Below are 22,879 nucleotides of genomic sequence, written 5' to 3'. Positions count from 1 at the left end.
TCGGGTATCTCGGGTAAAGAGCGAAATTAGAGAAAAAGATCCAGGCGGAAATAGATCGGGGCTTCGCGGTCACTCAGGGCATCTGGCCGCTCGAGGGAATGGGCGAAGGTCACGCTGGCGGCGAGGTGCTGGCCACGGGCGAACAACTCGATGGAGTCGCTGGACACCCGCCCGTGCTGCTCGGCGTTGTAGCGGTCGTGGCGAATGGCACCCACGTCATACCCCAGCCCCGTGCCGTACTCGGCGAACACCGGGCGCAGCCAGTCCCAGATCACCGGGCGGCTCCAGCGCAGGTCGTTGCGCCAGTAGTAGCCGCTGTCGCCGTTGAGGCTCTGGTCCTTGTAGCCGCGGATCGAGGACTGGCTGCCCAGGCTCATGCGCTGGGAGCTGAACAGGATGTCTTCGCTGCGCTGGCTGGTGACCAGGCTGCTGAACACCAGGGACTCGTCCCACAGTTTGAACGGCTGCAGGTAGCTGGCGGTGGCGGTGTACTTGCGGTAGCGGGCGTTGGCCTGGCGGTTGCCGTACTGGTCGCGCTCGGACTGGCGCTGGGCATCGAACAGGCCGACCCCCTCTTGCAGCCCCAGGTCGAGGTTGACGAAGGCCCCGCCAATGCGCCGGCCATGGTTGATGCCCCACTGCACTTCGCTCAAGCGGTTGCTGCTGGTGCTCAGCTTGCTGTCTTCGATGTAGTTGTTGGTGCGCAGGTGGGTCAGGCCGGCGTTGAGCGAAGTCTTGCTCATCGAGTCGCGATGGATCACCCGCTCCACGCGCAACTGGTGGTTCTGGCTGTCGCCGGTCTGCTTGAAGTTGAAGCCCTGGCCCTGGGCCAGGGAACGGTACTCGCTCTGGCTGTAGCTGTAGTTCAGGTTCCACCAGCCCAGCGGCAGGTTGTAGTAGAGCATCGCATTGCGCGAGGTCTTCTGGTGGTCGCTGATGGCGTCATGGCCGCCGCGCAGCACCAGCTGGTCGGCCAGGCCCAGGGGGCTGTCCCATTCCAAGGAGCTGCCCCATTGCTGCTCGCCGGTGCTCTTCTGCCCGTCGTTGCTGCGGGACAGACCGACCCGCCAGGGCTTTTGTGGGGTGTTCTTGACCAGCACCTCGCTGCCGCCCACCGCCTGGCCGGGGGCCAGTTCCATCTGTGCCTGGTTCGACGGCAGGCGGTTGAGCTGGTCGACCATCTGCTCGATCTGCCGCAGGTTGAGCAGTTGCCCGACACTCCCGGGAAACGCCATGTCCAGCTCGCGCGCCGTGAGCTTGCTGCCTTCGGCCGCCTTCAGGCCTTCAAGGCGACCCTCCACCACCAGCACCTGCAGGTGCCCGCGGGACAGGTCCTGCTGCGGCAGGTAGGCACGACTGGTGACCAGGCCTTTGGCGATGTAGTGATCGGTAATGACCTTGAGCAACTCGTTGAGCTGGGCCACGCCCAGGCACTGGCCGATGTAGGGCTTGAGCAGGCGCTCGCGCTCGGCGGCGGACAGGGCGTCGGCGCCCTTGAGCTCGATGTGTTCGATGGGGAAGCAGCGGCTGTCGGTCGGGGCCGTCGGCGCCACGGGCAGCGCGCTCTTGCCAGGCAGGTCCTTGAGATCTTCGAGGCGCCGTTGCTGCTCTTCCAGCAGGCGGTTCTGGCGCTCGCGAATCAGGTCCTGGTCACCAGGATTGTTCAGCGGGGCAGCAGAAGCACTGTTCAGTGAGCCGGCCAAAAACACCAGGCAGGACAACACACAACACAACCTCGTCCCGAGGGTAGGAAAATACATGTTCGATCCTTCGAAACAGCAGCAAGAGTCAACAAAGCGGGCGATGCTAATTTGCCACCAGCCAGGCGTCAATTAACCATCGACAACTTAGACTGAACACTTTCTTGTCTATAAGAATGATCCATGGCGAATGATCGAATGTTCAAAACAATCACCATGAATATGAAAAAATCATATATATCAAAGTGTTATCCGCCATTCGCGCCAGACCCCGCAAAACACCGGAACCCCCCTTGTTCCAGGGGATTTGCCCGCAAAAAAAGCGGTGCATTAACAACCGCATTTCGGTTTCAGGCACAGGTACTGCCAGGTTGCTTGAAACGCTGGCGTACACGTTGCCGAACAGCGTTGCAGAGCATATCCGGGCAAATAGTCAGCAGTCACCCATGGCGTCAATAATTTAGGGAACTTCGGAAATTTCCTATAAATCGAACTAACTAGTTGATATAAAAAGAAATTATAAATTTCTCACTGCACACTTCATATTGCCGACGAACGATAATAAAAAACCCGGGCCTCAAAGCCCGGGTTACTCATTTCAAACCAGCCATGCGGATGCATGGGGTCATGGTCATCGCACTAGGCCTTGTCCTCATCCCCCTCCGAGCGCAGGTGGATCACCCGGGGTGGCGGTTCGACTACCAGGGGCGGATGGGGCTGGTCCTCGGGCTGGATGCGGTAGAACTGGGTGGTGACATGGCTGATGCCACCCTCCGCGTCGTTGTGCACGACCAGGCTGCCGGGTTGGCGCATCTGGGCGAAAGTGGCATCGCTGAGCTTGAAGGTCTCGCTCAGGCGCTTGTCGTCCACCGCCGGGGCCGGCAGACGTGGTGGGTAGTTGCGACTGCGCCGCTGGCGATAGCGGGCCCAGGAGATCAGCAGCACCGCGTTGATCACCGCCACCAACCCATAGAACTGCAGGGTGGTCAGGGCATCGAGCACACCGGCCTCGAACCTGGGCCCTTCGTGGGTATAGAGCAGCGGCCAGAGACCCCGGACCAGCAAATAAAGGAGCGCGGCCCAGGCCAACAGGGTGAAGAAGACATCGACTATCACCAGGAAGGGGCGCTGGCGGGTGCGGATGATTTTCATCAGCGCGCCTCCTCTTTGTCATCGATGGGCTTGATCCCTCGGTCCGGGCTGATCCAACGCGCGCGCTTGCGGTGTTCGCTGAACAACACCTTGGGAAAGCTCACCAGGGTGGTGAACAGGCTGATGAACCAGAACGCCAGGGGGTACCAGACCACCCAGAACATGGTTTTCCACAGGTCCTTCTCGTAGCGGCGGTCGATCAGGATGCTCACCGCGAACTGGGTCAGGCAAACCATCGCCAGCACCAGGCCGGTGAAGGCCGGCGGCACGATGGTGTGCACCGCGATGGCCTCGGGCATGACGATGAACTTGCCCAGGGCCCAGAAGATCACCGACAGCAGGAAGGTGAAGGCCCAACCGGTGGACAGGCAATAGTCGAACAACAGGGTCCACAGGTAGCGATGCCGCCATTCCCAGATGCCACGGATGTTCTTGAACAACACCTCGGCACCACCCTGGGCCCAGCGCAGCCGCTGCTTCCACAGGCCGCGCAGGGTTTCGGGCATCAGGATCCAGCACAAGGCGCGGGGCTCGAAGAACACGTACCAATGATCCAGTTGCAGCTTCCAGCTGACGTCGATGTCCTCGGTGATCATGTCCGGGCTCCAGTAGCCCACCCGATGCAGCGCCGTGCGGCGGAAGGCGACGATCACCCCGGAGACCGTGAAGACTTTGCCGAACACCCGCTGGGTGCGCTTGATCAGGCCAATGATCGAGGAGAACTCGCCCACCTGCACCCGGCCCACCAGGGTCGAGCGGGTACGAATGCGCGGGTTGCCGGTCACCGCGCCCAGGCGTGGGTTATCCAGCATTGGCGCCACCAGGTAGGCCGCCGTGTTGGGCGCCAGCAACGCATCACCGTCGATGCACACCAGGTACTCGCTATGGGCTGCCACCGCGCCCATGCGCAGGGCCACCGCCTTGCCCTGGTTCTGCGCCAGGTGCAGCACCCGCAGGCGGGGGTCGAGGACGGCCAACTGGTCGAGGATCGGCCCGGTGTTGTCCTTGGAGCCATCGTTGATGGCGATCACTTCGATGTTCGGATAGTGCTGGGCCAGGGCCGCCTGGATGGTATCAGCGACGTTATCCCCCTCGTTGTAGCAAGGGATGAGGATGCTGATCAGCGGCTCGCCGGCCAGCGGAGGCGGCAGGGTATCGTCGTCCCACGGCCAGTGGCGCTCCCAGTGCAGCCAGAAATACAGGCCTCCGGCGATCCACAACGCCGACATGAACAATGGGTAGTAGAAGACGAAATCCATGAGGAATTCGCCAGTCACCACGAAGATCAGGCCCAGGGGTACCCCCATGACCAGCGCCAGGACCACCACAGCGAAGATACGATCCATCATGATTCATGGACTCCATTTGTTGGAGAGCGCGGGCCGCAAGGTCTTCAGGTCCGGTGAGTTCTCGAGGAAGTTGTCCGGGTAGTAACCGAAGTTGATGGCACCCTGGCGCTTGAGCCGGCCCATCCAGTCGGCCATCTGCGTGGCGGGCAAATCGCTGGCAGGCTTCTGGGTCCAGTCCCGGGCCTGGAGTTCGAAGACCGTGCGCTGCAAGGCACCGGGGCGGGTGCGCACCTGATCCACCAGGGCTTCCAGCCAGGGCCCGGAGTGCCGTGGGCTTTGCCCTTCCATCAACGGCATGGCCATGGGCGCGGTCCAGTCATAGCTGACGAGGAAATCGTCGAGGTTCTGGGCGAACCAGGTTTCGCTCTGGGGATTGATGATCGGCTCGGCGAACAGGTTGCGCGCGGTCTGCACCTGGGGCCCGCGGATCGCCCGGACCTTGGCCGCCAGTTCATGGGTGAAGTCGATCAGGTAACGGCTCTTGAAGCGGGTCCAGCGTTGCAACGCGGCGGGGTCGTCGCGCAGCCCGGCGATGGAACCCGGCAGCCCCTGGGCGGCATAGGCACGCAGAGCCTCGGGGCTGGCGTCCTCGAAATCCGAGAGCACGGCGTCGTCATGGAACAGGATGCCGTCCACCGAAGTCATGCGCGCCACATCCTCGTACAGGTCGCCGATCAGGCGGCGTACTTGCGGGTCGAAAGGCGACAGGCGCCGGTATTGCTTCGGATCGACCGCCACCTGGCCGGTCTGCGGGTCCCAGCGCGTGACCCGGGGCAGCCTGGCATCCAGGTCGAAACTGAGCACCGGCATCCAGGCATAGACCTTGACGTGGGAGCGGGTGCGCAATTGCCAGGCGACCCGGTCGAACAGGTCGGCACGCATCGGCAGGTGGCGATTGGGGAAGTACAGCGACTGCACCAGCCCGTCGCCCTTGGGATCGGCGAAGGCCTGGAGGAACACGGTATTGGCCCCCAGGTCGGCCATGCGCTGCACCAGCTTGCCGAGGTTGATCTCCTGCTGCTTGGGGTCCGGGTCGTAGACGTTGTCCAGGTCCACGTGCACCACGCGCATGGGCGCCATGGTCTCGGTGCCGACGATGCTGTTGGAGAAGTGGATGCCGTCAGGGTCCGAGACCACCAGGAAACGCGGGCTGCTCATCAGGTTGTCGAGACTGTCCAGGCCATCGTCCAGGGTCAGCGCCAGCTTGAAGCCCTGGCTGTCGACCACTTGCAGGGTCGAGCCATCGGCCGTGCCATAGGGCCAGACCCAGACCCGCGGACGATAGCCGGTGGCCGCCAGGATCTTGTCCGAGATGGTGCTCACATCCTTGCGCATCCGCGCCTGGAACTGCGCCTCGCTTTCATAGCGTCCGGTGCGCGGGTCGTAGCGTCGGGTCGCGGCAGCGGGCTGCATGTTGCCCTGGGGGTTACCGAGGATGCCCAGGTGGCTGCTGTCGGTGTGGGCGGCGATCTCCACCAGGCCGGAACGGGAGATCTCGCGGATCTGCGCCCAGGTCAAGAATTGCGAGCGCGGCCGCAGGTCGCCGGCGAAGTTCACCGGCTGGTCGGCCGGGGTGTCGATCCAGGTGCCCACCGGGGCCAGGAGGGCCGGCCAGCGATAACTGCGCAGCACTGGCATGACCCGGGTATAGAAGCTCGAGTAGCCGTCGTCGAAACTCAGCAGGATGGCCTTGGCCGGCAAGTCCGGACCGCCCCGGCGTGCCGCCAGGATCTGGTCTACGGTGACCGGCTTGTAGCCGTTCTCCCGCAACCAGGCCAGTTGCTGGAGCATACGGTCGGTGCGCACCGCCACCACGCGCTGGTCCGGGTTGCGATCCTCGATATCGTGGTAGGCGATGCCCAGCACATGGTTTTTCGGCCAGGGCGCTTCGTTGTTCGGCAACGGTCGTTGCGCCGGGGTGACGAAGTCCGCGGCAGGCTGGGAACAAGCACTGAGCAGCAGCGCGCCCAGCAAGAGGATGCAACGCTCGATCAGGCTCATCGTCACCGTCCTCTAGAAGCGATAGGTAAGGTCCACGGCCAGGCGCAAGTCGGTTTCCCGCTCGCCGTCGTAGGGTCGGTTGATCACGCTCAGCACCGCGCCGATATCGAACACGTCGTTCCAGCTATAGCGCTGGCCGTAGCTGACCAGGCCGACACCGCCGGTGGAGTAGTCGCGCTGGCTGTAGGTACCGACGCCGAACTGGAACTGCTGGCTCCAGGAGGTTTCGTAGCGGTGGTAGAGCACATGGTTGACGTTCACCGTCGGCAAGACGCTGAAGTCGGACTTGGGATTGAAGTACGGCGCGTCGTCCCGGGTGTTGTGGCTGGTACCGACCTCCAGGCCCAGGTCGACCTGGACTTCGGGAGAGCGGTACACCCCTTCGCGGCCGGTGAGCAGGGCTTCGAAACGGTTGTTGCCATCACTGAAGTGCGAGGGGCTCAGGGACAGTTTCCACTCCCGGCTTTCGTTGGCGCGCCAGCGCAGGAAGGCGCTGCCGCCGTTGGCGCTGATGTCGTCCTTGAGCGCCCGCAGCGGGGTCGCGGCGGTGAGGTAGTCAAGGCTGCCGCCGTACTGCCAGTGGTCGTCGATGTCCCGGGCCAGGGCTATGCGGGCGCCGGTCTTGTTGCCGTAGCCATAGGAGTGGTTGGAGACCTCGGCCTCCAGGGTCATGTCGCGGGTGCGCCGTTCCACACCCAGCAGCTGCCAGCGGTGGTTGCCCTTGCCCTCCTGGAAGTCACCCATGGCGTAGCCGACGCCAGCGAACACGCGCCAGTCTTCATCGATGGGCGGGCTGTAGAGCCGACTCTCAATGCCGAAATCGCGGCTCCCGGAGACGGCCCCGGCGCCATTGCTGCCGCCGCCGTTGCTCTTGCCGCCATAGGTCGAGACCCGCAGCTCGGCCATGTCGTGCACTTCACGCTCCCGGGCCAGACGTTGCACCGAGCGGTTCTCCGGATAGCGCTCGACCACATCGTCGGTCAGCGCATCCAGTTGCCGCCATTCCTGCAGATCCTTGGCGGTGTGCCCTTGGGCGACTTCCAGGGCGACATCGCGCGGCGCCACGCTCTCGACTTCCTTGAGCAGGTTTTCCGAGCGCCGCGGCCACTCTCGGGCCAGGTACAGGTTGGCCTGGGCCAGGCGCACGCTGACATCACCCGGGGCCTTGGTGGCCAGGTCGTCCAGGCGCTGCTCGCTGTCAGGCAGGTTATTGCCGTAGGTACCGGCCTGGGCGGCCAGCAGTTGCGCGTCCATCCAGTCGTCGTTGGGATCGCCCACCGTCTGCCCCACCAGCTGGATGCGCTGGGGCTCGCTGTTGGCCAGGTCGTTGGCCACCTTCAGCGCCGCCTCGGGCTGTTCGCTTTCCAGCAGCGAGTAGTACAGGCCGGTGGTGTCTTCGACGCGATTGCCTCGGTCGGCATCCGGGGCGCTCAGTACCTTGCGATACAGGTCGGCGGAAACCTCCGGCTGGCGCTGGTCGAGGTAGGCCGAGGCGACCCAGCGCAGGGCGTAGGTGGGAATGGCCACGCCGGCGGCGGTCAGTTGCTCGTACTCGCTGATCACCTCGGCGGTCCGCGCCCGGGACTTGAGCGCACCCAGGCGGTCGATGCGCCAGCGGGTCACGTCGTCCTGGGCCTTGGGATCGTTGCCCCAGGCGGCGAACAGTGCGTCGTAGTCGGCCAGGGCGCGATCGGCCACCACGAAGCGTTCCTTCTCGCTGCGGCTGGCCAGCTCCGACAGGCGCACTCGCTCGGCAGCCAGGTCGGCCTCCATGCGCCGCTGGATGACCGGGTCGATCAACCCCGGATGCTGGTGCGCCAGGCGCACGGCCGGCTCCGGCAGGCGGGCGCGTTGCAGGGCATAGATGTACTCGCGCAGTACGTCGGGCCGCTCGCCGGCACGGACGAAGGCCTGGTCGTACTCCACCAGGGCATCCTGGGGTTGGTTGGCCCGGGTCAGGGCGTAGCCCAGGGCCAGGCGCCGGTTCGGATCCTCCGGCTTGGCGGCCACCAGCGCCCGGGCCCGGGCCACGGCTTCGGCGGGCTGGCCGGCATCGGCCTGGGTCAGGGCCAGGCCCAGTTGCAGGTCGGCGTTCTTGGGGTCGCGCTCCAGCGCCTGGCGATAGAGCCGGGTGGCGTTGTCCCACTGCTTGAGGTTGCGATAGGCCCGGGCGGTGGCGGTTAGTGCCTGCACTGGCAGCACGCGATTGCGCCCCTGGGTCTCGTAGACATTCACCACTTCACTATCCAGCCCGGCCCAGCTGGCGATCTGCAAATGGTCACTGACCAGCCCGTTGGTCAACTGGTTGGCCGGTACCTGGCGCAAGTGGCTCAGGGCCGGGGCATAACTGCCCGACCGGGCCTGGATGATCAACTGGTCATAGGCGGCGTCGGCGAATGCCAGCCCGGGCAACAGCAGCTGGCTGCACAGTGCCAGACGAAACAACGGGCGCAGGCCAAAGCGGCGAGCAGGATGAACAGTGCATTGCATTTCGTCAGCACCTTTACATGGCTGGCCGGAGTGCCGCGTCCACGCCTGTACACCCCCGGCGACCGGGACCAAGCGACCCGGCGAAACTTTCCGGGAGAAGTCTTCCACGTAGGTTAGTTCAGAAATTGCAACGCAATAATTATTCAGAATCAGATTGGCAGAGCGTCCCCAAAGCCCCGTGCACCGGGGCCTTGGACAGCACGACGCCCGGGCTGTGGCATCCACGGCACCGGGCGTCGAGGGTGGTGCAGCCGATCACCAGTGGCGATCGGGCGGCGGTCGCTTATTGCTGTGCGCCGGCGCCGGCCACCTTGCTCATGACGAAGCCAATGAACTGCTCGACCGTCATCTTCTGGCCGTTGAAGTTCACTTCGTTGTTGGCGTAGTGCAGCGCCGAAACCACGTTGTTGCCTTCCAGCTTCGCCAGTTGGGTGGCCACGGCCATGGCGCTGAGCATTTCGGCGGTGGCCGCGCCCTGTTCGGCGATCTGCTTGGCGTCGGTCATGCCTTCGGCCTGGGCCTGCAATGCGGCCAGGTCCGCCACCATCGGCTTGGACAGCGACAGCTTGGCGTCGAGCTGGCTGATCAGTTGCTTGCCCAATTCTGCGGTGGGCAGCTCCAGGCTCTGCGGCTTGGCCAGGTTCAGGCCCAGGCTGAAGCGGCTTTCGCCGTTGCCGGTCTTGAGTGCCAGGCTTTCCAGGGCGATCTGTGGCTTGGCGGCCAGGACCTTGTTCACGGCCGCACGGACCTTGGCCTCCTCGGCTTCGCTCATTTGCAGCTCAGGTGCCTCTTCGCCCTTGGCCGAGGCCTCGGCGGCAGTTTTTTGGTACGGCTGCAAGACGTTCTGATAGACCTGGACCAGCTCCAGCATGCCCTGGCTGTCCAGGTCCTTCATGCTCCAGAGCATCTCGGCGGAACCCACGGCCTTGCCATCGAAGACAATCTCGCCCACGCGGTAATCCGCGCGACCGGCCACGCTGCTGCCGGTTTCTTCACTGGATGTCTTCTGTTCGAAGTTCTTCAGGGTCAGTACCGACTGCTTGTCGCCGAAGGTAGCCTTCAGGCCGCTGAGCTCCAGGGTGTTCTGGCCCAGGTAGTAGTCGAAGCTGCTCTTTTGCAGGTTGCTGGCAAGGGTCAAGCCTTTGATTTCCATCTTGAGCGGGGCTTTGTCCGGCGAGCTGAGGAACAGGTCCAGGCTGTCCATATAGCCGTCGACCTTGGCCTTGCGGCGATTCTCGCTGACGCTGAAGGTGGCGTTCAGGCCAGAGAACTTGAGGTTGTTCAGCTCATCCAGGGCCAGTTCCATCGGAGCGAAATCCAGGGTGCCCTCGGCGGACAGGTCATAGCCGACATTGACCACGCCGCTGAACGGTGCAGCGCCCTTGGTGGCCGCAAACCATTTGTCGGTCTGGGAGTTGTTCACCAGTTCGTAATGACTGGAAGCCATGACGGGTAGCCACTTGAAGCGAACCAGGCGCGAGAACGGCAGCGGGCCGTGCTCGATGTGGTCGGCGATCAGCAGTTCCAGGTCACCGTGGAACACCTCGCCCTGGCCCTTCAAGCGATAGCGGGCGTTGCTGCTGAACACACCGCGCTCCAGGGACACCAGCTCCAGGGTCGCCGTGGCGTCGTAGCCGATCAGCGCTGCCTGCAGCTCCTTGTTGCTCTCGACGATCTGCTGCTGCAGAACCCCTTCCAGCTTGGTGCCGGTGTACCAGGCGCCGCCGGCACTGATTGCACCCACTGCGACGACGATTCCTAACAGTACGCCTGCTGATTTATTCATGTTTGACCCGATCGATATCCATAGTTTGAAAGTGTGCTGGTCTTCCCTGAACCCATGACGGGTCGCGGCTCGACTCCGCGTGAAACCGGCGCAGATTAGCATTGGCGATGGGGCGCAGTGCAACAGTGGTGCAGCTGCAAGCGCCAAGCCGCAAGCTCCAAGCAAAAGCGAAAGGCAGGGGCCTGCTGGCTTGTGGCTTGCGGCTTGCCGCCTGTCGTTAGGAAAATTCGAGCTCGAGGGCATCGAGTTGATGGTCGAAGCTCTTGAGCCGGGCGCTCCAGGTGTAGACCAGCACTTCGAAGTCGCGATCGATCACCGCGCTGTTGCCTCGGGACTCGCCGCGGGGGTCGCAGAAATCCAGTTGGTAGCGCTCGCGGGCCATGGCTGTGGCGACATCCGACAGCTCCCGGGCATTGCTCAGCCAGTGGTGGCCGTCGTCGGCTTGCTTGTCGAGCCGCATGCACTGCGCCTTCAGCGCCTCCAGGCTTTTTTCCAGAGGGGTGCCGGTGAGTTCGCCCATGACCTCAGCGAAGGTCCGCCCGGGCTGCCAGTAGCTGCCCCAGAAGTACCGGTCAAAGACGGTCTCGACCCGGCGCAGGGCCACCTTGGTGTCCCAGATGGCCACCAGGGTCTTGCTCTGCTCGAGCTGCCTCTTCTTGATTTTCTGGCCCTGGAACGAGGACCACGCCACCACGCCGATGGCCATCACCGCGATCAAGGCGCTGGCGCTGTCGAGAAACACCATGGCCTTGTCGATCTGGTGGGCCAGCATGACCCCGTAGAAGTAGGTGGCAGACAGCAGTATCAGGGCGCAGAGCGCGCACCAGAAGCCCGGAGCATAAGGGTTTTTCATTATTGGAATCCCCATGGCCATCACGCTTTGATCATGGCAAGGCGCCCGGCACTCGGCGTCTTGCCAACTGATCAAAGCATAGCAACGGCCTCAGGGTTTCGTGGCTGGCGGAGCTTGCGTTCGTCCGCTTTCCCAACCGCCGCCCAGGGCCAGGAACAAGTCGATCTGGCTCATCGCTACCTGGGTGTTGGCCGCCGCCAGCTGGGCGCGCATGTCGGTGTAGGTACGAGTGGCCTGCAAGTCGGCGAGGAACGACGCCCGTCCGGCCTGGAAGAAGCGGTGGGTCTGGTCCGCCGCCACCTGTGCCGATTGCTCGGCATCGGCCAGGGCGTCACGGCGTTGCAGCTGGGCGCTGTACTGGGCCAGGCCGGTCTGGGTTTCGCGGATGGCGTTGAGCACTACTCCGTCAAAATGCGCCAGGGCCGCCTGGCTCGTCGCCTCGGCTTCATGGATACGCTCACGGGCGCCATTGGCCGGTACCGTCCAGCTGATCACCGGGCCGAAGCCCCAGCGGTTGGTGGAAGCCTTGCCCAGGTTATCGAGAATGCCCACGGTACCAATGGTGGCGCCGATGCTGATGTCCGGGTACAGGGCCCCGGTGGCTACCCCAATTTGTGCGGTGGCGGCCGCCAGGTGGCGCTCGGCCTGGCGCACGTCGGGACGGCGCTTGAGCAGCGCGGCACCGTCGCCCACCGGCAGCAGCTGGGCGATATGCGGCAGCTCGGCGCAACTGGCGGTGCCGGCGGGCAATTGGTCCACCGGCCTGGCCAGCAGCATCGACAGGCGGAACAGCCCCGACTGGCGTGCCGCTTCGTAGCGCGGCAACTCGGCCCGCAAGGACTTGAACTGGGTCTGGGAGCGGGTGACCTGGGTTTCGTCGCCACGCCCGGCATCGCGCAGGCGCTGGGTCAACTCGGTGCTCTGGGCTTGCAGGTCCAGGGAGTGCTCGGCGATTTCCCGTTCTTCGTTGGCCGCGCAGACCTGGGTGTAGGCCCGCACCACATCCGCCACCAGGGTGATGCGGGCGATGTCCGCTGCGGCCTGGGTCGCATCGGCATTGGCCTTGGCCGCCTCGATGCCGCGCTGCAGGGTGCCGAACAGGTCGAACTGGTAGGAGGTGCTGATGGACAGGTTGCCGACGTTGGCCACCGGCACTTTCTCCGGCAGCAGGAAGGCCTCGCCGGACTCCTGCAAGCGCTCGACCCCGGCCTTGACCCCACCGCCCCAGCCACCGGCGGCCTGGGCTTCATCCACCTGGGCTCGGGCCCGGGCCAGGTTGGCCGCCGCTACGCGCAAATCGGTGCTGGAAGCCAGGGCCTGCTGCACCAACTGGTCCAGGCGCGGGTCGCGGTACAGGCGCCACCAATCGCCGGGCACCGGGGCCGAGACCACATTGGCCCCCTTGCCTGCCAACTCGCCTTGCAGGTCCGGGCGTTGCAGCGCCGCCTCCTTGGGCAACTGGTAATCCGGCCCGACCTGGCAGGCCGAAAGCAGCAAGCCAAGCCCGAGCAGGGCCAAACGTGCGCCGTGGTTCATTGCCCGGGCTCCTGCTTGGCCTGGTCGTCGATGATCGACACCGTGGCGGTGCGCCCGGCGATCATGCGAAAGTCCGCCGGCACATCGTCGAAGGCGATGCGCACCGGGATCCGCTGGGCCAGGCGTACCCAGCTGAAGGCCGGGTTGACGTTGGGCAGCAGGTTGCTGCCGCTGCTGCGGTCACGGTCCTCGATCCCGGCGACGATGCTCTCCACATGCCCGCGCAGGCGCGCACGGTCGCCCACTACGCGGATATCCACGGCCTGGCCGATATGGATGCCGTCGAGCTTGGTTTCCTCGAAGTAGCCGTCGATATGGAAGGAGTTGCTGTCCACCACCGACAGCACCGGGCGCCCGGCAGTGACGAATTCCTGGGGCCGTGGCGCACGGTCGTTGACGTAGCCGTCCACCGGGCTGCGCACCACCGAGCGGTCGAGGTTGAGCTGGGCACTGTCCACCGCCACCTGGGCCTCGGCCAGGGCCGACTGGGCCCGGGCCTCGCGGGACTGGCTCTCTTCCAGTTGCTCGCGCGGCACCAGGTTGCCCAGGCCGCGGTTGCGCTTGGCCTCGCGCTGGGCCTGGGCCAGGGTTTCCTGGCGGTCGGCCAGGTTCGCCCGGGCCTGGCGCAGGGCCAGGTGGAAGCGGTCCTGGTCGATGCTGAACAGCACCTGGCCACGCTTGACCAGCTGGTTGTCCTTGACCTCTACCTGCTGGATCAGCCCGGAGACATCCGGAGCGATCTGCACGATATCGGCACGGATATGCCCGTCCCGGGTCCAGGGCGCGAACATGTAGTACATCACCATGCGCCAGACCACCACGACCGCGAAGGTCACCACCAATAACGTCAGGACCACACGGCCGATGGTCAATAAAGGTTTTTTCATGTCATCAGGTATCGGCTGAGAGAGTCGACGACGCCTAGCAACAAGGCGTAGAGACCCACGTTGAACAGTGCCCGGTGCCAGACCAGGCGATAGAAATGCAGGCGTGTCAGCAATCCGTGCACCAGCAGGTACACGCCATAGGTGATGCCCATCAGCACCAGCAGCGTGGGCAGGAACACCCCGCTGATATCCAGATCACCGATCATAGGGGCGCTCCATCGATGCCAGGGGGAAGGGGTGCTTCATGTTCGCCCGAGGCCACGAACTCCACGCCCGGCAACAGCGCCAGGCGCAGGCCACTGAGGGCGTGCAGCAGGTGCCGGCGGGTTTCGTCGTCGCCTTGCAGGCGTTGGCTGTCCAGGGCCCGGCGGGTGCGATCCAGGGTCATCAGCAAGGGGCTCGGCGCCTCGAGGCGCTCACCGGCCTTGAGACAGGCCTTGAAGTACTCGCCCACCTCGGCCACCACCTGGCGCAACAGGCCCTGTGCCACACCCTGGACCCGGGGCGCATAGGCCAGCAGATCCAGCACGTTGAGTGCCACCCGCAATTCGCGCAGGGCGACGCCGGTGTCCTGGCCGGTCATGGCCAGGCGCGGCAGGTGCTGCATCAGCCGGTCGAGCATTTGCGCGCCCATGTGCCGGTGCTCGGCCAGGGTCGCCGGCTCCGAAAGGCTGACGATGTCGCGCCAGCTGAAGCGGGTCAGGCGCTTGGCCGCCAGCTCCGAACCGAACGGCCGGGCGACCAGGGTCCAGATAAAGGCGAACAGCAAGCCGATGGGGCCTGCCAGGTTGGAGTTGGAAAAGTTCAGGAAGTCGGCGTCGTAGGCACCCTGGATACTGATGAAGGACGCGGTGTTGACGATGGTCAGGAGCATGCCCAGGTAGAACCTGGGCTGCACGGTCAGGGTGCCGACGCAGATGAAGGGCACGGCGAACACCAGCACCAGCATGGCGAAATCGTGCAGGTTGGGCAGGATCAGGAACAGGTAGAGGCTGGCGAACAGCACTGATAGCGCGGTCCAGAAGAAGAACCGGTAGATCTGCGGCGCCGGGTCGTCCATGGCGGCGAAAAAGCTGCAAGCCACCGCCGCCAGGATCACCGCGCTGCCGCCGTCGGTCCAGCCCAGGAGAATCCACAGCACCGAGGCGACGATAATCGCCAGCACCGTGGAGCCCGCCGAATAGAGCATCAGCCCACGATCGAGGAACGGCGTCAGCCGGCCCAGGCGCCAATGGCGGTAGACCGCGCGCCAGGTGTCCTGGCTTTCGCACTGGATGGCGTGCTGCAGGCTACGGCAGTCCTGCCACAGGTCGATCCACTCGCCCAGGCGGTACAGGGTATTGGAAAACAACAACTGGCTCCGATCGTCCAGGGCCTGGGCATCGGGCTGCAGGGCTTCGAGCTCGCAGCGCAGGGCCTGCCAGCGCTGCGTCGAGGCATCCTGGGCGGTACTTTCCAGCCACTCGTCGGCCTTGGCCAGCAAGGGCGCGAAGCGTTCGGCCAGCTGCGGCGCCCGACGTTCCAGGGCAGACAAGGCGTCGTCCAGGGCGTCCACCACCGGCAGCAGGTGGATCATTCGCCCACGCAGTTCCTTGGTGTTGCGCACCGTCTGCGGCCGCGCGCCTTCGTGGGGCAACTGGCCGATCATCATTTCCAGGGTGTTGAAGGTCGCCACCATCGAGGCGCGCAGGGCACTGACCTCCTCAGGCTGCACATTGCGGGTGAGGAAGCGCCGGCTGTAGGTCGCGGCATCGGCGAACCACTTGCCCGCCGACCCGACGAATACCGGGGCCAGGCGCCGGGGCCAGAACAGGCTGCCGACCACTGCTGCGCAGATGATGCCGAGGAAGATTTCCTCGGTCCGCGCTTGCGCCACGTCCCACACGGCCAGGGGGTTGTCCACCACTGGCAGGGCGATCATCGGCAAGGTGTAGCCGGCCAGCATCAGCGCGTAGTTGTTGGCCGTGCGCAGGTGCATGGACAGGAACAGCAGGATGCCGGTCCACAGCGCGATGATCACCACCAGCAGGTAGGGACTCTGCACGAACATCGGTACCAACAGCACCGCGGCCGAGGCGCCAAGGAGGGTACCGATGGCGCGGTACAGCGCCTTGGAACTGGTAGGGCCGACGAACGGGCTGGAGACGATGTACACCGTGGCCATGGCCCAATACGGACGGGGCATCTGCATCAGCATGGCGATGTACAGGGCGATCATCGATGCGGCGAAGGTGCGCACGCCGTAGAACCAGTCCCGCGCGGGAGGCACACCGGTAAAAAATCCTTTCAAGATGGCTGCACCGGCGAGTGGTTGGCGGATTCGAAGGCCTGGATCACCCGCAAGGCCGCTTCCAGATCCTGGGCACTGATGCCCGCCAGGACTTCGTGACGCAGGCGCACCAGTTCGCCCTCCACTGCCTGCACCAGCTCGCGACCGCTGTCGGTCAGACTCAGGCATTTGGCCCGGCGGTCATGGGGGTCCTCGCTGCGACGCACATAACCGGCATGGCACAGCTGGTCCAGCAGGCGCACCAGGGACGGGCTCTCCATTCCGGCCGCATGGGCCACGGCCACCTGGCGTACACCCTCGCCCAGCCGCCCGATCATCAATAGGGGCACTGCGCAGGCTTCGGAGACCCCGAAGTTGATCAGGGTGTTCTGGCAGATCCGACGCCAATGCCGCGCCGCGACCACCATGCCACTGCTGATGTTCATGTGAAGAGATTCAAGGGAATTGGACACAAGACTGTTCGCACACTGATAGTTTGCTAACTATCAATATGACATCGGCGGATAATTTCAGTCAAGTTTTGTAACAAATATCCGGGTCACGTTCCGAATGTGCTTCAACGCTTCCTGGCTTGCTCGTACACAGCCCCGCGCTCGCGCTTACCGACCGCGACAACAGCCACCACAACGCGCTGCTCGATAACCTTATAGACCAGCCGATAACCCGAGGCCTTGAGCTTGATCTTGTAGCAGTCGGGTAAACCGTACAGGGCATCTGCTGGGACTTGGGGCATTTGCAGCCGTTGCGCGAGCTTCTTCTTGAATTGCTCGCGAAGCGTATGGCCCAGCTTGTTCCACTCCTTGAGCGCCGAAGGCAGGAACTCGAGTTTATAAGTCATCCAGACTGACCGGGACGGGAGTCTCCTGACTACGCGCCCGAACGATCTCGGCCAGTTCCAGATCGTCCAAACGCTCCATCAACGCTTCGAAAACTTCGGCAGGAATCATGTAGCCCATGACCCGGTTGTGGTTCAACACAGCCACCGGGCCACCTTGAGCGCCGTTCAATACCGCTGAAGGATTCTTCTTCAATTCAGATACGCTGACGGCTTTGTCAGCCAGGATACTTTGCATTTTCATGACCTCGATTCAGGTCATGATTCTGGTCTAAATTATCGCTCCCAACAACCACAGCTCATCCTCCTCCCCGTCCCTTCCTCAACAACACATCCAGTTGGTCCACCACCTCGGCCCAGTCGGCATCGTCGAGGATTTCATCGCGCAAGAAATCCGCCTGGCTCTTGCTCCAGAAAAACGCATCCGCCAGGTGCAGTTCCGGTTTCAGCGGGGAATGGGAGGCGATGAAACGCTCGATGCTCACCGGGTCATCGGCCAGCCCCAGTTGCTTGAACAGCGCTGGCAGGGTGTGGGTCGGTGATTCCATGGGACAACTCCTGATCAGTGACAGACTTCGCAAACCTCGGCATTGGGCACCATGCGCAGGTACTCGGCCATGCTCATGTGCACCAGGCTGTGGTGGTTGCCGGCCTCCAGGTAGATGTCCTTCTGCCGGGTCAGCAACGGGTCGATGACCACATCCAGCCCATAGGACTCGCCCAGGGCCGGCACCGCACCACGCTCGCAGTCGTTGAACAGATACGCCAGGGTGCTTTCCCGGGTGACCCGCCACTGGTCGCTGCCGCGGACCTTGCCCAGGTCCAGGTGGCGGCTGGCCGGCAGCACCGCCATCAGGTAGCGGCCGTGCTGGTCGTCGAGGATCACCGACTTGGCCAGGCGCTCCGCCGGCACCCCCGCCACCCGTGCCGTTTCCAGGCTGCTGGCCGAGTGGGGATGGGTTACCAGATCGAACTGGCAATGGGCTTGTTCCAGACTGTGTTGCACGGTTCTCGCCATACGCATGATGCACCTCGGTACCCCGGTCCCCGGGGACAGGACTGTGACTCCCAGGTGCAAGTCTAGGCCGGGTACCGACAGCTGCCGGACAAACTTCCAAACGGTGGCTCCAGGCTCGGCATCGACTTATCCACAGCCTGCCGCGCGCACTCGGTCAGCGCCCCGGGCAAGCGAGGCCGCAGGTCTCGTACAGGACCGCCTGGGTATCGCCACCGGCATGCTGGTCGAGCTTTCGCCAATGACCGGGAATCGACGGGAACTCATCCGGATCGACCCGGCTCATGACCAGCCAGACCCGGCCGTTACCAAGGGGCAAGTCCTCCAGGCGGTCGAGGTAGACCCCGGCATTCTCATCGATCAAGGTGCCAAAGCCGTAGCGGTTGGGGCGGGTCGACACACCAGCCGCTGTCGGCGGCGTGTACAGCCGGGGCGCGGTATGGCTGCGGTCGTAGTAGCCCCAGGTCAGGTACCAGAACATGTCCCCCAGCACCACCTGGTCACCGTCCAGGGTGTGGCGGTTCATGTACTCGACCATGTTGTCGAACTGGTCGTCGGCGTCCACGGTGTAGTTGTTCTTCAAGCCCACCCCGAACACCGCCAGCACCACCAGCAACAAGGCCACGGCCAGGCCCTTGGAGCGCTGCGCCAGCCAGTCGATGGCCAGGGCCAGGCACAATGGCAGCCCGAGCGCGGGCACCGTCAGGTAGCGCTCGATGAACACCGGGGAAATGAACGACACCGCGAACACTAACAGCAGCGGCACGGCGCTATAGACCACCAGCAAGGTCGGAAGGCGGGAGCGGCTGCGGTCGGTCCAGGCCAGGTACGCCAGCACCACCGTCAGCAACACCGGCAGGCTGACGAACAACCAGCCGGGCATGCCTTCACCATCGTCCTGGGCCAGCAGTTGCCAGATCATCGAAGGCAATGAGCGCAGGGTGACCGGCGGCTCCCAGCCGACATCACCACCCGCCTTCAACTCCTCCATATGCGACACCAGGTCCACCAGCCCCGGCAGCCAGGGCAGGAACAGCAGCACGATGGCGACGTTGGCCCACCACCAGCTCCGGCGCCGCAGGAAATGCCGCGCCGATTCATCCTGGGGCCGGGCCAGGGCCAGGTAGAGCCAGTGCGAGACCACGCAGAACGCCGTGAAGTAGTGGGTATAGAAACCGGCCGCCATCAGCACGGCGTAGATCGCCAGGTAGCGCCGGCGCTGGGGCGCACGCACCCAGTAGACCAGCGCCAAGGTCGCTCCCAGCAGCCACACGCCCAACAGCGAATACATGCGCACTTCCTGGCTGTAGCGCACCGCTGTCGGCAGCAGCGCCAGCAGCAGGCAGGCCAGCAGCGTGGCCCGCCGACCGGCGACCAGGTGCATCAACCAGGTCCCGAGGAATACCGCGAGCGCCCCAGGCAACGCACTCATCAGGCGGATCGACAGGATCGAGTCGCCGAACAGCCCTATCCAGCCATGCAGCAGAACGAAATACAGCGGCGGATGGACATCGTAGGCGGCATGCGCCCAGATGCCGGACAACGGGAACTGGGCCAACAAAACACTGGAACCCTCGTCGCCCCAGATCGCCGCCGCCGTCAGCTCATAGAAGCGCAGGGCCAGGGCCAACAGCAGCAGGGGCACCAGCCAGGGTTCGCGAAGCAATCGCGCCAGGGGCTGCGAATGCGTGACAGCCTGGCGATACAGTCCCTTGGCCGCTTGATCAGTACTCGGTACGCCCATCACCACCCTCTGCCGATAGATCTTCGCTCCCACCCGAGAGCCATGACGCGCTGATTGTAGGCCAGAACCCCCGAGGCTTGTCCGGGACTTCTGGTTGCGCGCCCGTCGATCAATCACCCGCCTTCGCTACGCGCACATCCACGCTGTCGATCGGCGCACAACAGATCCGGGCAGATCGCCATATAATCCGCGCATCGGGTCGTCCACCTCACTCATCAACAGCTGAAGGCTTGTCCTGATGGCCTCCTGAATTAGGGACAATTCATGCGCATCGCACTCCTCTCATCGCTGATCCTGGCCACTCTCTGCACCAGCCAGGCCCAGGCCAGCTCCGACGACTTCTGTGCCCCGGCCTGGAAGCTCTACTCCAGTCGACTCGACGGTTGCAGCAACCTGCCCTTCCTCAGCCCAGGCAACGACAGCCGGGTCAACCTGCGCCTGTTGATGGCCGACCAGGGCAGCCTGGCGCTAGTGCCCCGGGCGCTGAACAAAGATGACCTGAGCCTGGGTTTCGGCCCCGTGCCCTTCCCGACCTACCGCTTGCGGCCACTGGACCCGGCGGACGAGCACGACGGCGATAGCACCAACGCCGCCTTGTCTCCCGCTGCCGCCGAGCTCAACAGCCGGCTGCAGGCCCTGGGCATTTCCCGCGACAACCAGAAGGCCGCCGGGGACAACTTCATCGAGGGCGAAGGCAGCCGCTGCCGCAGCAACTCGGACGCCAGCGCCCTGGCCTTCGTCGCTCAACTGGACAACCCGCAACTGAGTCCCGCTGACCGCCAGGCCCTGGCCCAGGCCCGGATCAAACTGCTGGGAGCCTGTTCCTGGGAAGCCAACCCGCTGGCCGACCTTCTGCCGGCAAACCTGGCTTCTGCCCCGGCTCGCGACCTGGCCAGCTATCTGCAGGCCAGCGTCCAGTTCTATGACGGTCACTTCGATGACGCGACCAGGGGCTTCACCAGCCTCAAGGACAACGCCCTGCCCTGGCTGGCCGAGACGGCCACCTACATGCTGGCGCGCACCGCTCTCAACCAGGCCCAACAGAGCGCCCTGGACGAATGGGGCACGGTCAACCTCAAGCTTGTGGATAAGTCGGCGCTGCAACAAGCCGGGGCAGGCTTCGATGCCTACCTGAAAACTTATCCACAAGGGCTCTATGCCGTGTCCGCCAAGGGGCTGATCCGCCGTGTGCACTGGCTGCAAGGCGATACCCGGACCCTGGCCGATGACTACGGCCAGCAACTGACCCGGAGATCGGACAACTCCGACGACAAGCGCCAGGACGACCTGGTAGCGGAGATCGACTACAAGCTGCTGGACAATCCCGACGCCGATATCCGGGTCCCACTGCTGCTGGCGGTCCGGGACCTGATGGACATGCGCAAAGATCCATCGTCCAGGCTGACCCGCGAAGCCTTAACGCAACACAAGGCCCTGTTCAGCGAGCAACCGGCCTTGTACGACTATCTGCAAGCGGCCTTCATCTTGTTTGTCGAGCAGCAGCCAGCAACAGCGCTCAAGCAATTGCCGACGCAGATTCCAGCCCAACTGGACTACCTGGCCTTCAGCCAACAGACCCTGCGCGGCCTGGCCATGCAGGCCCAGCAAGACTGGAAGGGCGCAACGCAGCTGTGGCTGCAACTGCTACCCCTGGCCAAGCAACCGTTGCAACGCGAACAACTGGAACTGGCCCTGGCCTACACCTACGAACGCAGCGGCCAACTGGCCAAGGTGTTCGCCGCCGACTCGCCGATCGAGTCCGCCCAGGTGCGCGCCATCCTCCTGCGCCATGTGGCCTCGCCCGAACTACTGCGCCAGCAAGCTCGCCAGGCCGATTCGCTCGAGGAACGCAACACCGCGTACTTCGTCCTGCTGTACAAGAGCCTGACCCGTGGCCGGTACGCCGCCTTCACCGAAGACTTGCACAGCGTCAACCAGGGCCTGGATACGAGCCAGGGCAAGGGCGTCCTGTCCAACGACAACATCGGCAACTACCTGGGCTACATCTACGCCGACGGCCCTTCGCTGCAGGTGTTCAACTGGAATGGCCAGGGCGAGGCGGGCGAGAGCGCCAACTACACATGCCCGGGCATTGCCGAAACCGCAGCGACCTTGCAGAAGAACCCCAAGTCCCCGTCGGGCCTGTTGTGCCTGGCGGAATTCATACGGCTGAACAACTTCGACCAGATGCCCCTGGATACCAAGCCCGAGGCCGATCGGCTGGGCGGCACCCCGGACCAGTTCCCGGGCAGTACCTACTCGCGACTCGACAGCTACCAGCAAGTGATCGACAACCCCAAGGCCAGCCGCGATGAACGGGCCTTCGCCCTGTACCGGGGGATCTACTGCTACGCCTCCTCGGGCAACAATCGTTGTGGCGGCAAGGGTGTCGAGCCGGATGTGCGCAAGGCCTGGTTCCGCCAGCTGAAGACCAAGCTGGGGGACACTCAATGGGCCCAGTCGCTGCGTTACTACTGGTGAGGAACTACCTGGGCTACTGCCTGCTGCCGCTCTGGCTGTGCTGGGCATTCCCGGCAGCCGCCGCCGTAGACGCGACCGACCACGATGCCTTCTGGCTATGGAGCGGGGTCAGGACTCAACCGGTATTGGCCCAGGCCAAGGTCCTGTACATCCTCCAGGGCCAGGTCAGTCGCTCGCGGCGCCACCCTGGACGTGGCGTCGAGCTGATCGCCCAGGGCCTGCCGGTGTCGCGCCTGAGCCAGGACCAGGTCTGGGTGGTCTATCGCGCCCATACCCTGGCCTGGCCGGAAACGATCTACAGCCAGTTGCTCGGCCAGGTGCAACGCTGGCAAGACAGCGGCACCCAGGTGGTGGGCGTGCAGATCGACTTCGACAGCAGCACCGGCGAACTGGAGCGCTACGGGCACTTCCTGAGCGACCTGCGCCAGCGCCTGCCCTCGCGATACCGCTTGAGCATCACCGGCCTGATGGACTGGAGCAGCAACGGCGACCCGCAAGCCATCAGCCAGCTCAAGGGCGTGGTGGACGAGGTGGTGGTGCAGACTTACCAGGGCCGCTACAGCATTCCCAACTATGCCTCCTATCTGCCGCGCCTGGATCGCATGGGCCTGCCCTACAAGGTCGGCCTGATCCAGGGCGGCGACTGGCAAGAGCCCCAGGCGCTGCGCGACAGCCCCTGGTTCAGGGGATACGTGGTGTTCCTGCAGAATCCATGAGCCAGCAGGCCCCTCGTCGAGAGGCCAATGCCTGGCCCCATGGC

At 64.3% G+C, this 22,879-nt stretch carries 19 protein-coding genes; 2 read left to right on the top strand and 17 right to left on the bottom strand.

Features of this window, described 5'->3' with window-relative positions; genetic code table 11:
• Window positions 1-26: 26 nt before the first annotated feature.
• The 17 genes from I9018_RS00870 to I9018_RS00790 form a co-directional block, all read right to left on the bottom strand.
• Window positions 27-1,760, bottom strand: coding sequence for a ShlB/FhaC/HecB family hemolysin secretion/activation protein (locus I9018_RS00870; protein WP_241108504.1), 1,734 nt, complete (start codon window positions 1,758-1,760; stop codon window positions 27-29).
• 579 nt (window positions 1,761-2,339) lie between these two features.
• Complete coding sequence (gene pgaD / locus I9018_RS00865; RefSeq protein WP_241108503.1) at window positions 2,340-2,852, bottom strand: poly-beta-1,6-N-acetyl-D-glucosamine biosynthesis protein PgaD; 513 nt, start codon at window positions 2,850-2,852, stop codon at window positions 2,340-2,342.
• Entirely contained in the window at window positions 2,852-4,201 is a 1,350-nt protein-coding gene (gene pgaC, locus I9018_RS00860) for a poly-beta-1,6-N-acetyl-D-glucosamine synthase (protein ID WP_241108502.1), read from the bottom strand. The genes pgaD and pgaC overlap by 1 nt, the downstream gene beginning before the upstream one ends.
• A 3-nt stretch (window positions 4,202-4,204) precedes the next feature.
• Window positions 4,205-6,202: a poly-beta-1,6-N-acetyl-D-glucosamine N-deacetylase PgaB gene (gene pgaB, locus I9018_RS00855; RefSeq protein WP_068576230.1), complete on the bottom strand. Its 1,998-nt coding sequence runs from the start codon at window positions 6,200-6,202 to the stop codon at window positions 4,205-4,207.
• Window positions 6,203-6,214: 12 nt separating this feature from the next.
• Entirely contained in the window at window positions 6,215-8,692 is a 2,478-nt protein-coding gene (pgaA, locus tag I9018_RS00850; protein ID WP_241108501.1) for a poly-beta-1,6 N-acetyl-D-glucosamine export porin PgaA, read from the bottom strand.
• 283 nt (window positions 8,693-8,975) lie between these two features.
• A complete protein-coding gene (locus I9018_RS00845; protein WP_068576234.1) occupies window positions 8,976-10,478 on the bottom strand; it encodes a YdgA family protein in 1,503 nt (500 codons plus the stop codon).
• 217 nt (window positions 10,479-10,695) lie between these two features.
• A complete protein-coding gene (locus I9018_RS00840; protein ID WP_068576236.1) occupies window positions 10,696-11,331 on the bottom strand; it encodes an NADH:ubiquinone oxidoreductase subunit N in 636 nt (211 codons plus the stop codon).
• 90 nt (window positions 11,332-11,421) lie between these two features.
• Window positions 11,422-12,867, bottom strand: a complete 1,446-nt coding sequence (locus tag I9018_RS00835) for an efflux transporter outer membrane subunit (protein WP_241108500.1) — start codon at window positions 12,865-12,867, stop codon at window positions 11,422-11,424.
• On the bottom strand, window positions 12,864-13,754 hold the full coding sequence (locus I9018_RS00830; protein WP_068576241.1) for an HlyD family secretion protein: 891 nt from the start codon (window positions 13,752-13,754) through the stop codon (window positions 12,864-12,866). Before I9018_RS00830 ends, I9018_RS00835 begins: the two co-directional genes overlap by 4 nt.
• The gene (locus I9018_RS00825; protein WP_022643266.1) at window positions 13,751-13,960 is read right to left on the bottom strand and encodes a DUF1656 domain-containing protein; all 210 of its coding nucleotides are present in this window, start codon (window positions 13,958-13,960) and stop codon (window positions 13,751-13,753) included. The genes I9018_RS00830 and I9018_RS00825 overlap by 4 nt, the downstream gene beginning before the upstream one ends.
• Window positions 13,957-16,044, bottom strand: coding sequence for an FUSC family protein (locus I9018_RS00820; RefSeq protein ID WP_241108499.1), 2,088 nt, complete (start codon window positions 16,042-16,044; stop codon window positions 13,957-13,959). Before I9018_RS00820 ends, I9018_RS00825 begins: the two co-directional genes overlap by 4 nt.
• On the bottom strand, window positions 16,041-16,469 hold the full coding sequence (locus tag I9018_RS00815) for a MarR family transcriptional regulator (RefSeq protein WP_241108498.1): 429 nt from the start codon (window positions 16,467-16,469) through the stop codon (window positions 16,041-16,043). The genes I9018_RS00820 and I9018_RS00815 overlap by 4 nt, the downstream gene beginning before the upstream one ends.
• Before the next feature lie 131 nt (window positions 16,470-16,600).
• Window positions 16,601-16,882 carry a type II toxin-antitoxin system RelE/ParE family toxin gene (locus tag I9018_RS00810; protein WP_124345436.1) on the bottom strand — a complete coding sequence of 94 codons (282 nt, stop codon included), beginning with the start codon at window positions 16,880-16,882 and terminating at the stop codon, window positions 16,601-16,603.
• Window positions 16,872-17,117 (bottom strand): type II toxin-antitoxin system prevent-host-death family antitoxin, encoded by a 246-nt coding sequence (locus I9018_RS00805; protein ID WP_085598199.1) that lies wholly within the window; start codon window positions 17,115-17,117, stop codon window positions 16,872-16,874. Before I9018_RS00805 ends, I9018_RS00810 begins: the two co-directional genes overlap by 11 nt.
• 61 nt (window positions 17,118-17,178) lie before the next feature.
• Window positions 17,179-17,427 (bottom strand): DUF2789 domain-containing protein, encoded by a 249-nt coding sequence (locus I9018_RS00800; protein WP_124345435.1) that lies wholly within the window; start codon window positions 17,425-17,427, stop codon window positions 17,179-17,181.
• A 14-nt stretch (window positions 17,428-17,441) separates the two neighbouring features.
• The gene (locus I9018_RS00795; protein WP_085598056.1) at window positions 17,442-17,903 is read right to left on the bottom strand and encodes a YbaK/EbsC family protein; all 462 of its coding nucleotides are present in this window, start codon (window positions 17,901-17,903) and stop codon (window positions 17,442-17,444) included.
• 148 nt (window positions 17,904-18,051) lie between these two features.
• A complete protein-coding gene (locus tag I9018_RS00790) occupies window positions 18,052-19,638 on the bottom strand; it encodes a glycosyltransferase family 39 protein (RefSeq protein ID WP_241108497.1) in 1,587 nt (528 codons plus the stop codon).
• A 264-nt stretch (window positions 19,639-19,902) separates the two neighbouring features.
• Here I9018_RS00790 and I9018_RS00785 point away from each other — a divergent pair, with 264 nt between their 5' ends.
• Both I9018_RS00785 and I9018_RS00780 read left to right on the top strand, forming a co-directional pair.
• The gene (locus I9018_RS00785; protein WP_241108496.1) at window positions 19,903-22,119 is read left to right on the top strand and encodes an outer membrane assembly lipoprotein YfiO; all 2,217 of its coding nucleotides are present in this window, start codon (window positions 19,903-19,905) and stop codon (window positions 22,117-22,119) included.
• The gene (locus I9018_RS00780) at window positions 22,089-22,835 is read left to right on the top strand and encodes a DUF3142 domain-containing protein (protein ID WP_241108495.1); all 747 of its coding nucleotides are present in this window, start codon (window positions 22,089-22,091) and stop codon (window positions 22,833-22,835) included. The genes I9018_RS00785 and I9018_RS00780 overlap by 31 nt, the downstream gene beginning before the upstream one ends.
• Window positions 22,836-22,879 lie beyond the last annotated feature (44 nt).

This window comes from Pseudomonas sp. MPFS, from assembly GCF_022537035.1.
In the GTDB taxonomy this organism is placed as follows: Bacteria; Pseudomonadota; Gammaproteobacteria; order Pseudomonadales; family Pseudomonadaceae; genus Aquipseudomonas; species Aquipseudomonas sessilinigenes.
The sequence above is the reverse complement of the archived record's forward strand: the minus strand, read 5'-3'. Positions and strand labels throughout refer to the sequence as shown.

What these genes read in the sequence shown, in the direction of transcription:
- I9018_RS00870 (WP_241108504.1), bottom strand. Translation starts at nt 1,760, where the DNA reads ATGTATTTTCCTACCCTCGGGACGAGGTTGTGTTGTGTGTTGTCCTGC.
- pgaD (WP_241108503.1), bottom strand. Translation starts at nt 2,852, where the DNA reads ATGAAAATCATCCGCACCCGCCAGCGCCCCTTCCTGGTGATAGTCGAT.
- pgaC (WP_241108502.1), bottom strand. Translation starts at nt 4,201, where the DNA reads ATGATGGATCGTATCTTCGCTGTGGTGGTCCTGGCGCTGGTCATGGGG.
- pgaB (WP_068576230.1), bottom strand. Translation starts at nt 6,202, where the DNA reads ATGAGCCTGATCGAGCGTTGCATCCTCTTGCTGGGCGCGCTGCTGCTC.
- pgaA (WP_241108501.1), bottom strand. Translation starts at nt 8,692, where the DNA reads ATGCAATGCACTGTTCATCCTGCTCGCCGCTTTGGCCTGCGCCCGTTG.
- I9018_RS00845 (WP_068576234.1), bottom strand. Translation starts at nt 10,478, where the DNA reads ATGAATAAATCAGCAGGCGTACTGTTAGGAATCGTCGTCGCAGTGGGT.
- I9018_RS00840 (WP_068576236.1), bottom strand. Translation starts at nt 11,331, where the DNA reads ATGAAAAACCCTTATGCTCCGGGCTTCTGGTGCGCGCTCTGCGCCCTG.
- I9018_RS00835 (WP_241108500.1), bottom strand. Translation starts at nt 12,867, where the DNA reads ATGAACCACGGCGCACGTTTGGCCCTGCTCGGGCTTGGCTTGCTGCTT.
- I9018_RS00830 (WP_068576241.1), bottom strand. Translation starts at nt 13,754, where the DNA reads ATGAAAAAACCTTTATTGACCATCGGCCGTGTGGTCCTGACGTTATTG.
- I9018_RS00825 (WP_022643266.1), bottom strand. Translation starts at nt 13,960, where the DNA reads ATGATCGGTGATCTGGATATCAGCGGGGTGTTCCTGCCCACGCTGCTG.
- I9018_RS00815 (WP_241108498.1), bottom strand. Translation starts at nt 16,469, where the DNA reads ATGAACATCAGCAGTGGCATGGTGGTCGCGGCGCGGCATTGGCGTCGG.
- I9018_RS00810 (WP_124345436.1), bottom strand. Translation starts at nt 16,882, where the DNA reads ATGACTTATAAACTCGAGTTCCTGCCTTCGGCGCTCAAGGAGTGGAAC.
- I9018_RS00805 (WP_085598199.1), bottom strand. Translation starts at nt 17,117, where the DNA reads ATGCAAAGTATCCTGGCTGACAAAGCCGTCAGCGTATCTGAATTGAAG.
- I9018_RS00800 (WP_124345435.1), bottom strand. Translation starts at nt 17,427, where the DNA reads ATGGAATCACCGACCCACACCCTGCCAGCGCTGTTCAAGCAACTGGGG.
- I9018_RS00795 (WP_085598056.1), bottom strand. Translation starts at nt 17,903, where the DNA reads ATGCGTATGGCGAGAACCGTGCAACACAGTCTGGAACAAGCCCATTGC.
- I9018_RS00790 (WP_241108497.1), bottom strand. Translation starts at nt 19,638, where the DNA reads ATGGGCGTACCGAGTACTGATCAAGCGGCCAAGGGACTGTATCGCCAG.
- I9018_RS00785 (WP_241108496.1), top strand. Translation starts at nt 19,903, where the DNA reads ATGCGCATCGCACTCCTCTCATCGCTGATCCTGGCCACTCTCTGCACC.
- I9018_RS00780 (WP_241108495.1), top strand. Translation starts at nt 22,089, where the DNA reads ATGGGCCCAGTCGCTGCGTTACTACTGGTGAGGAACTACCTGGGCTAC.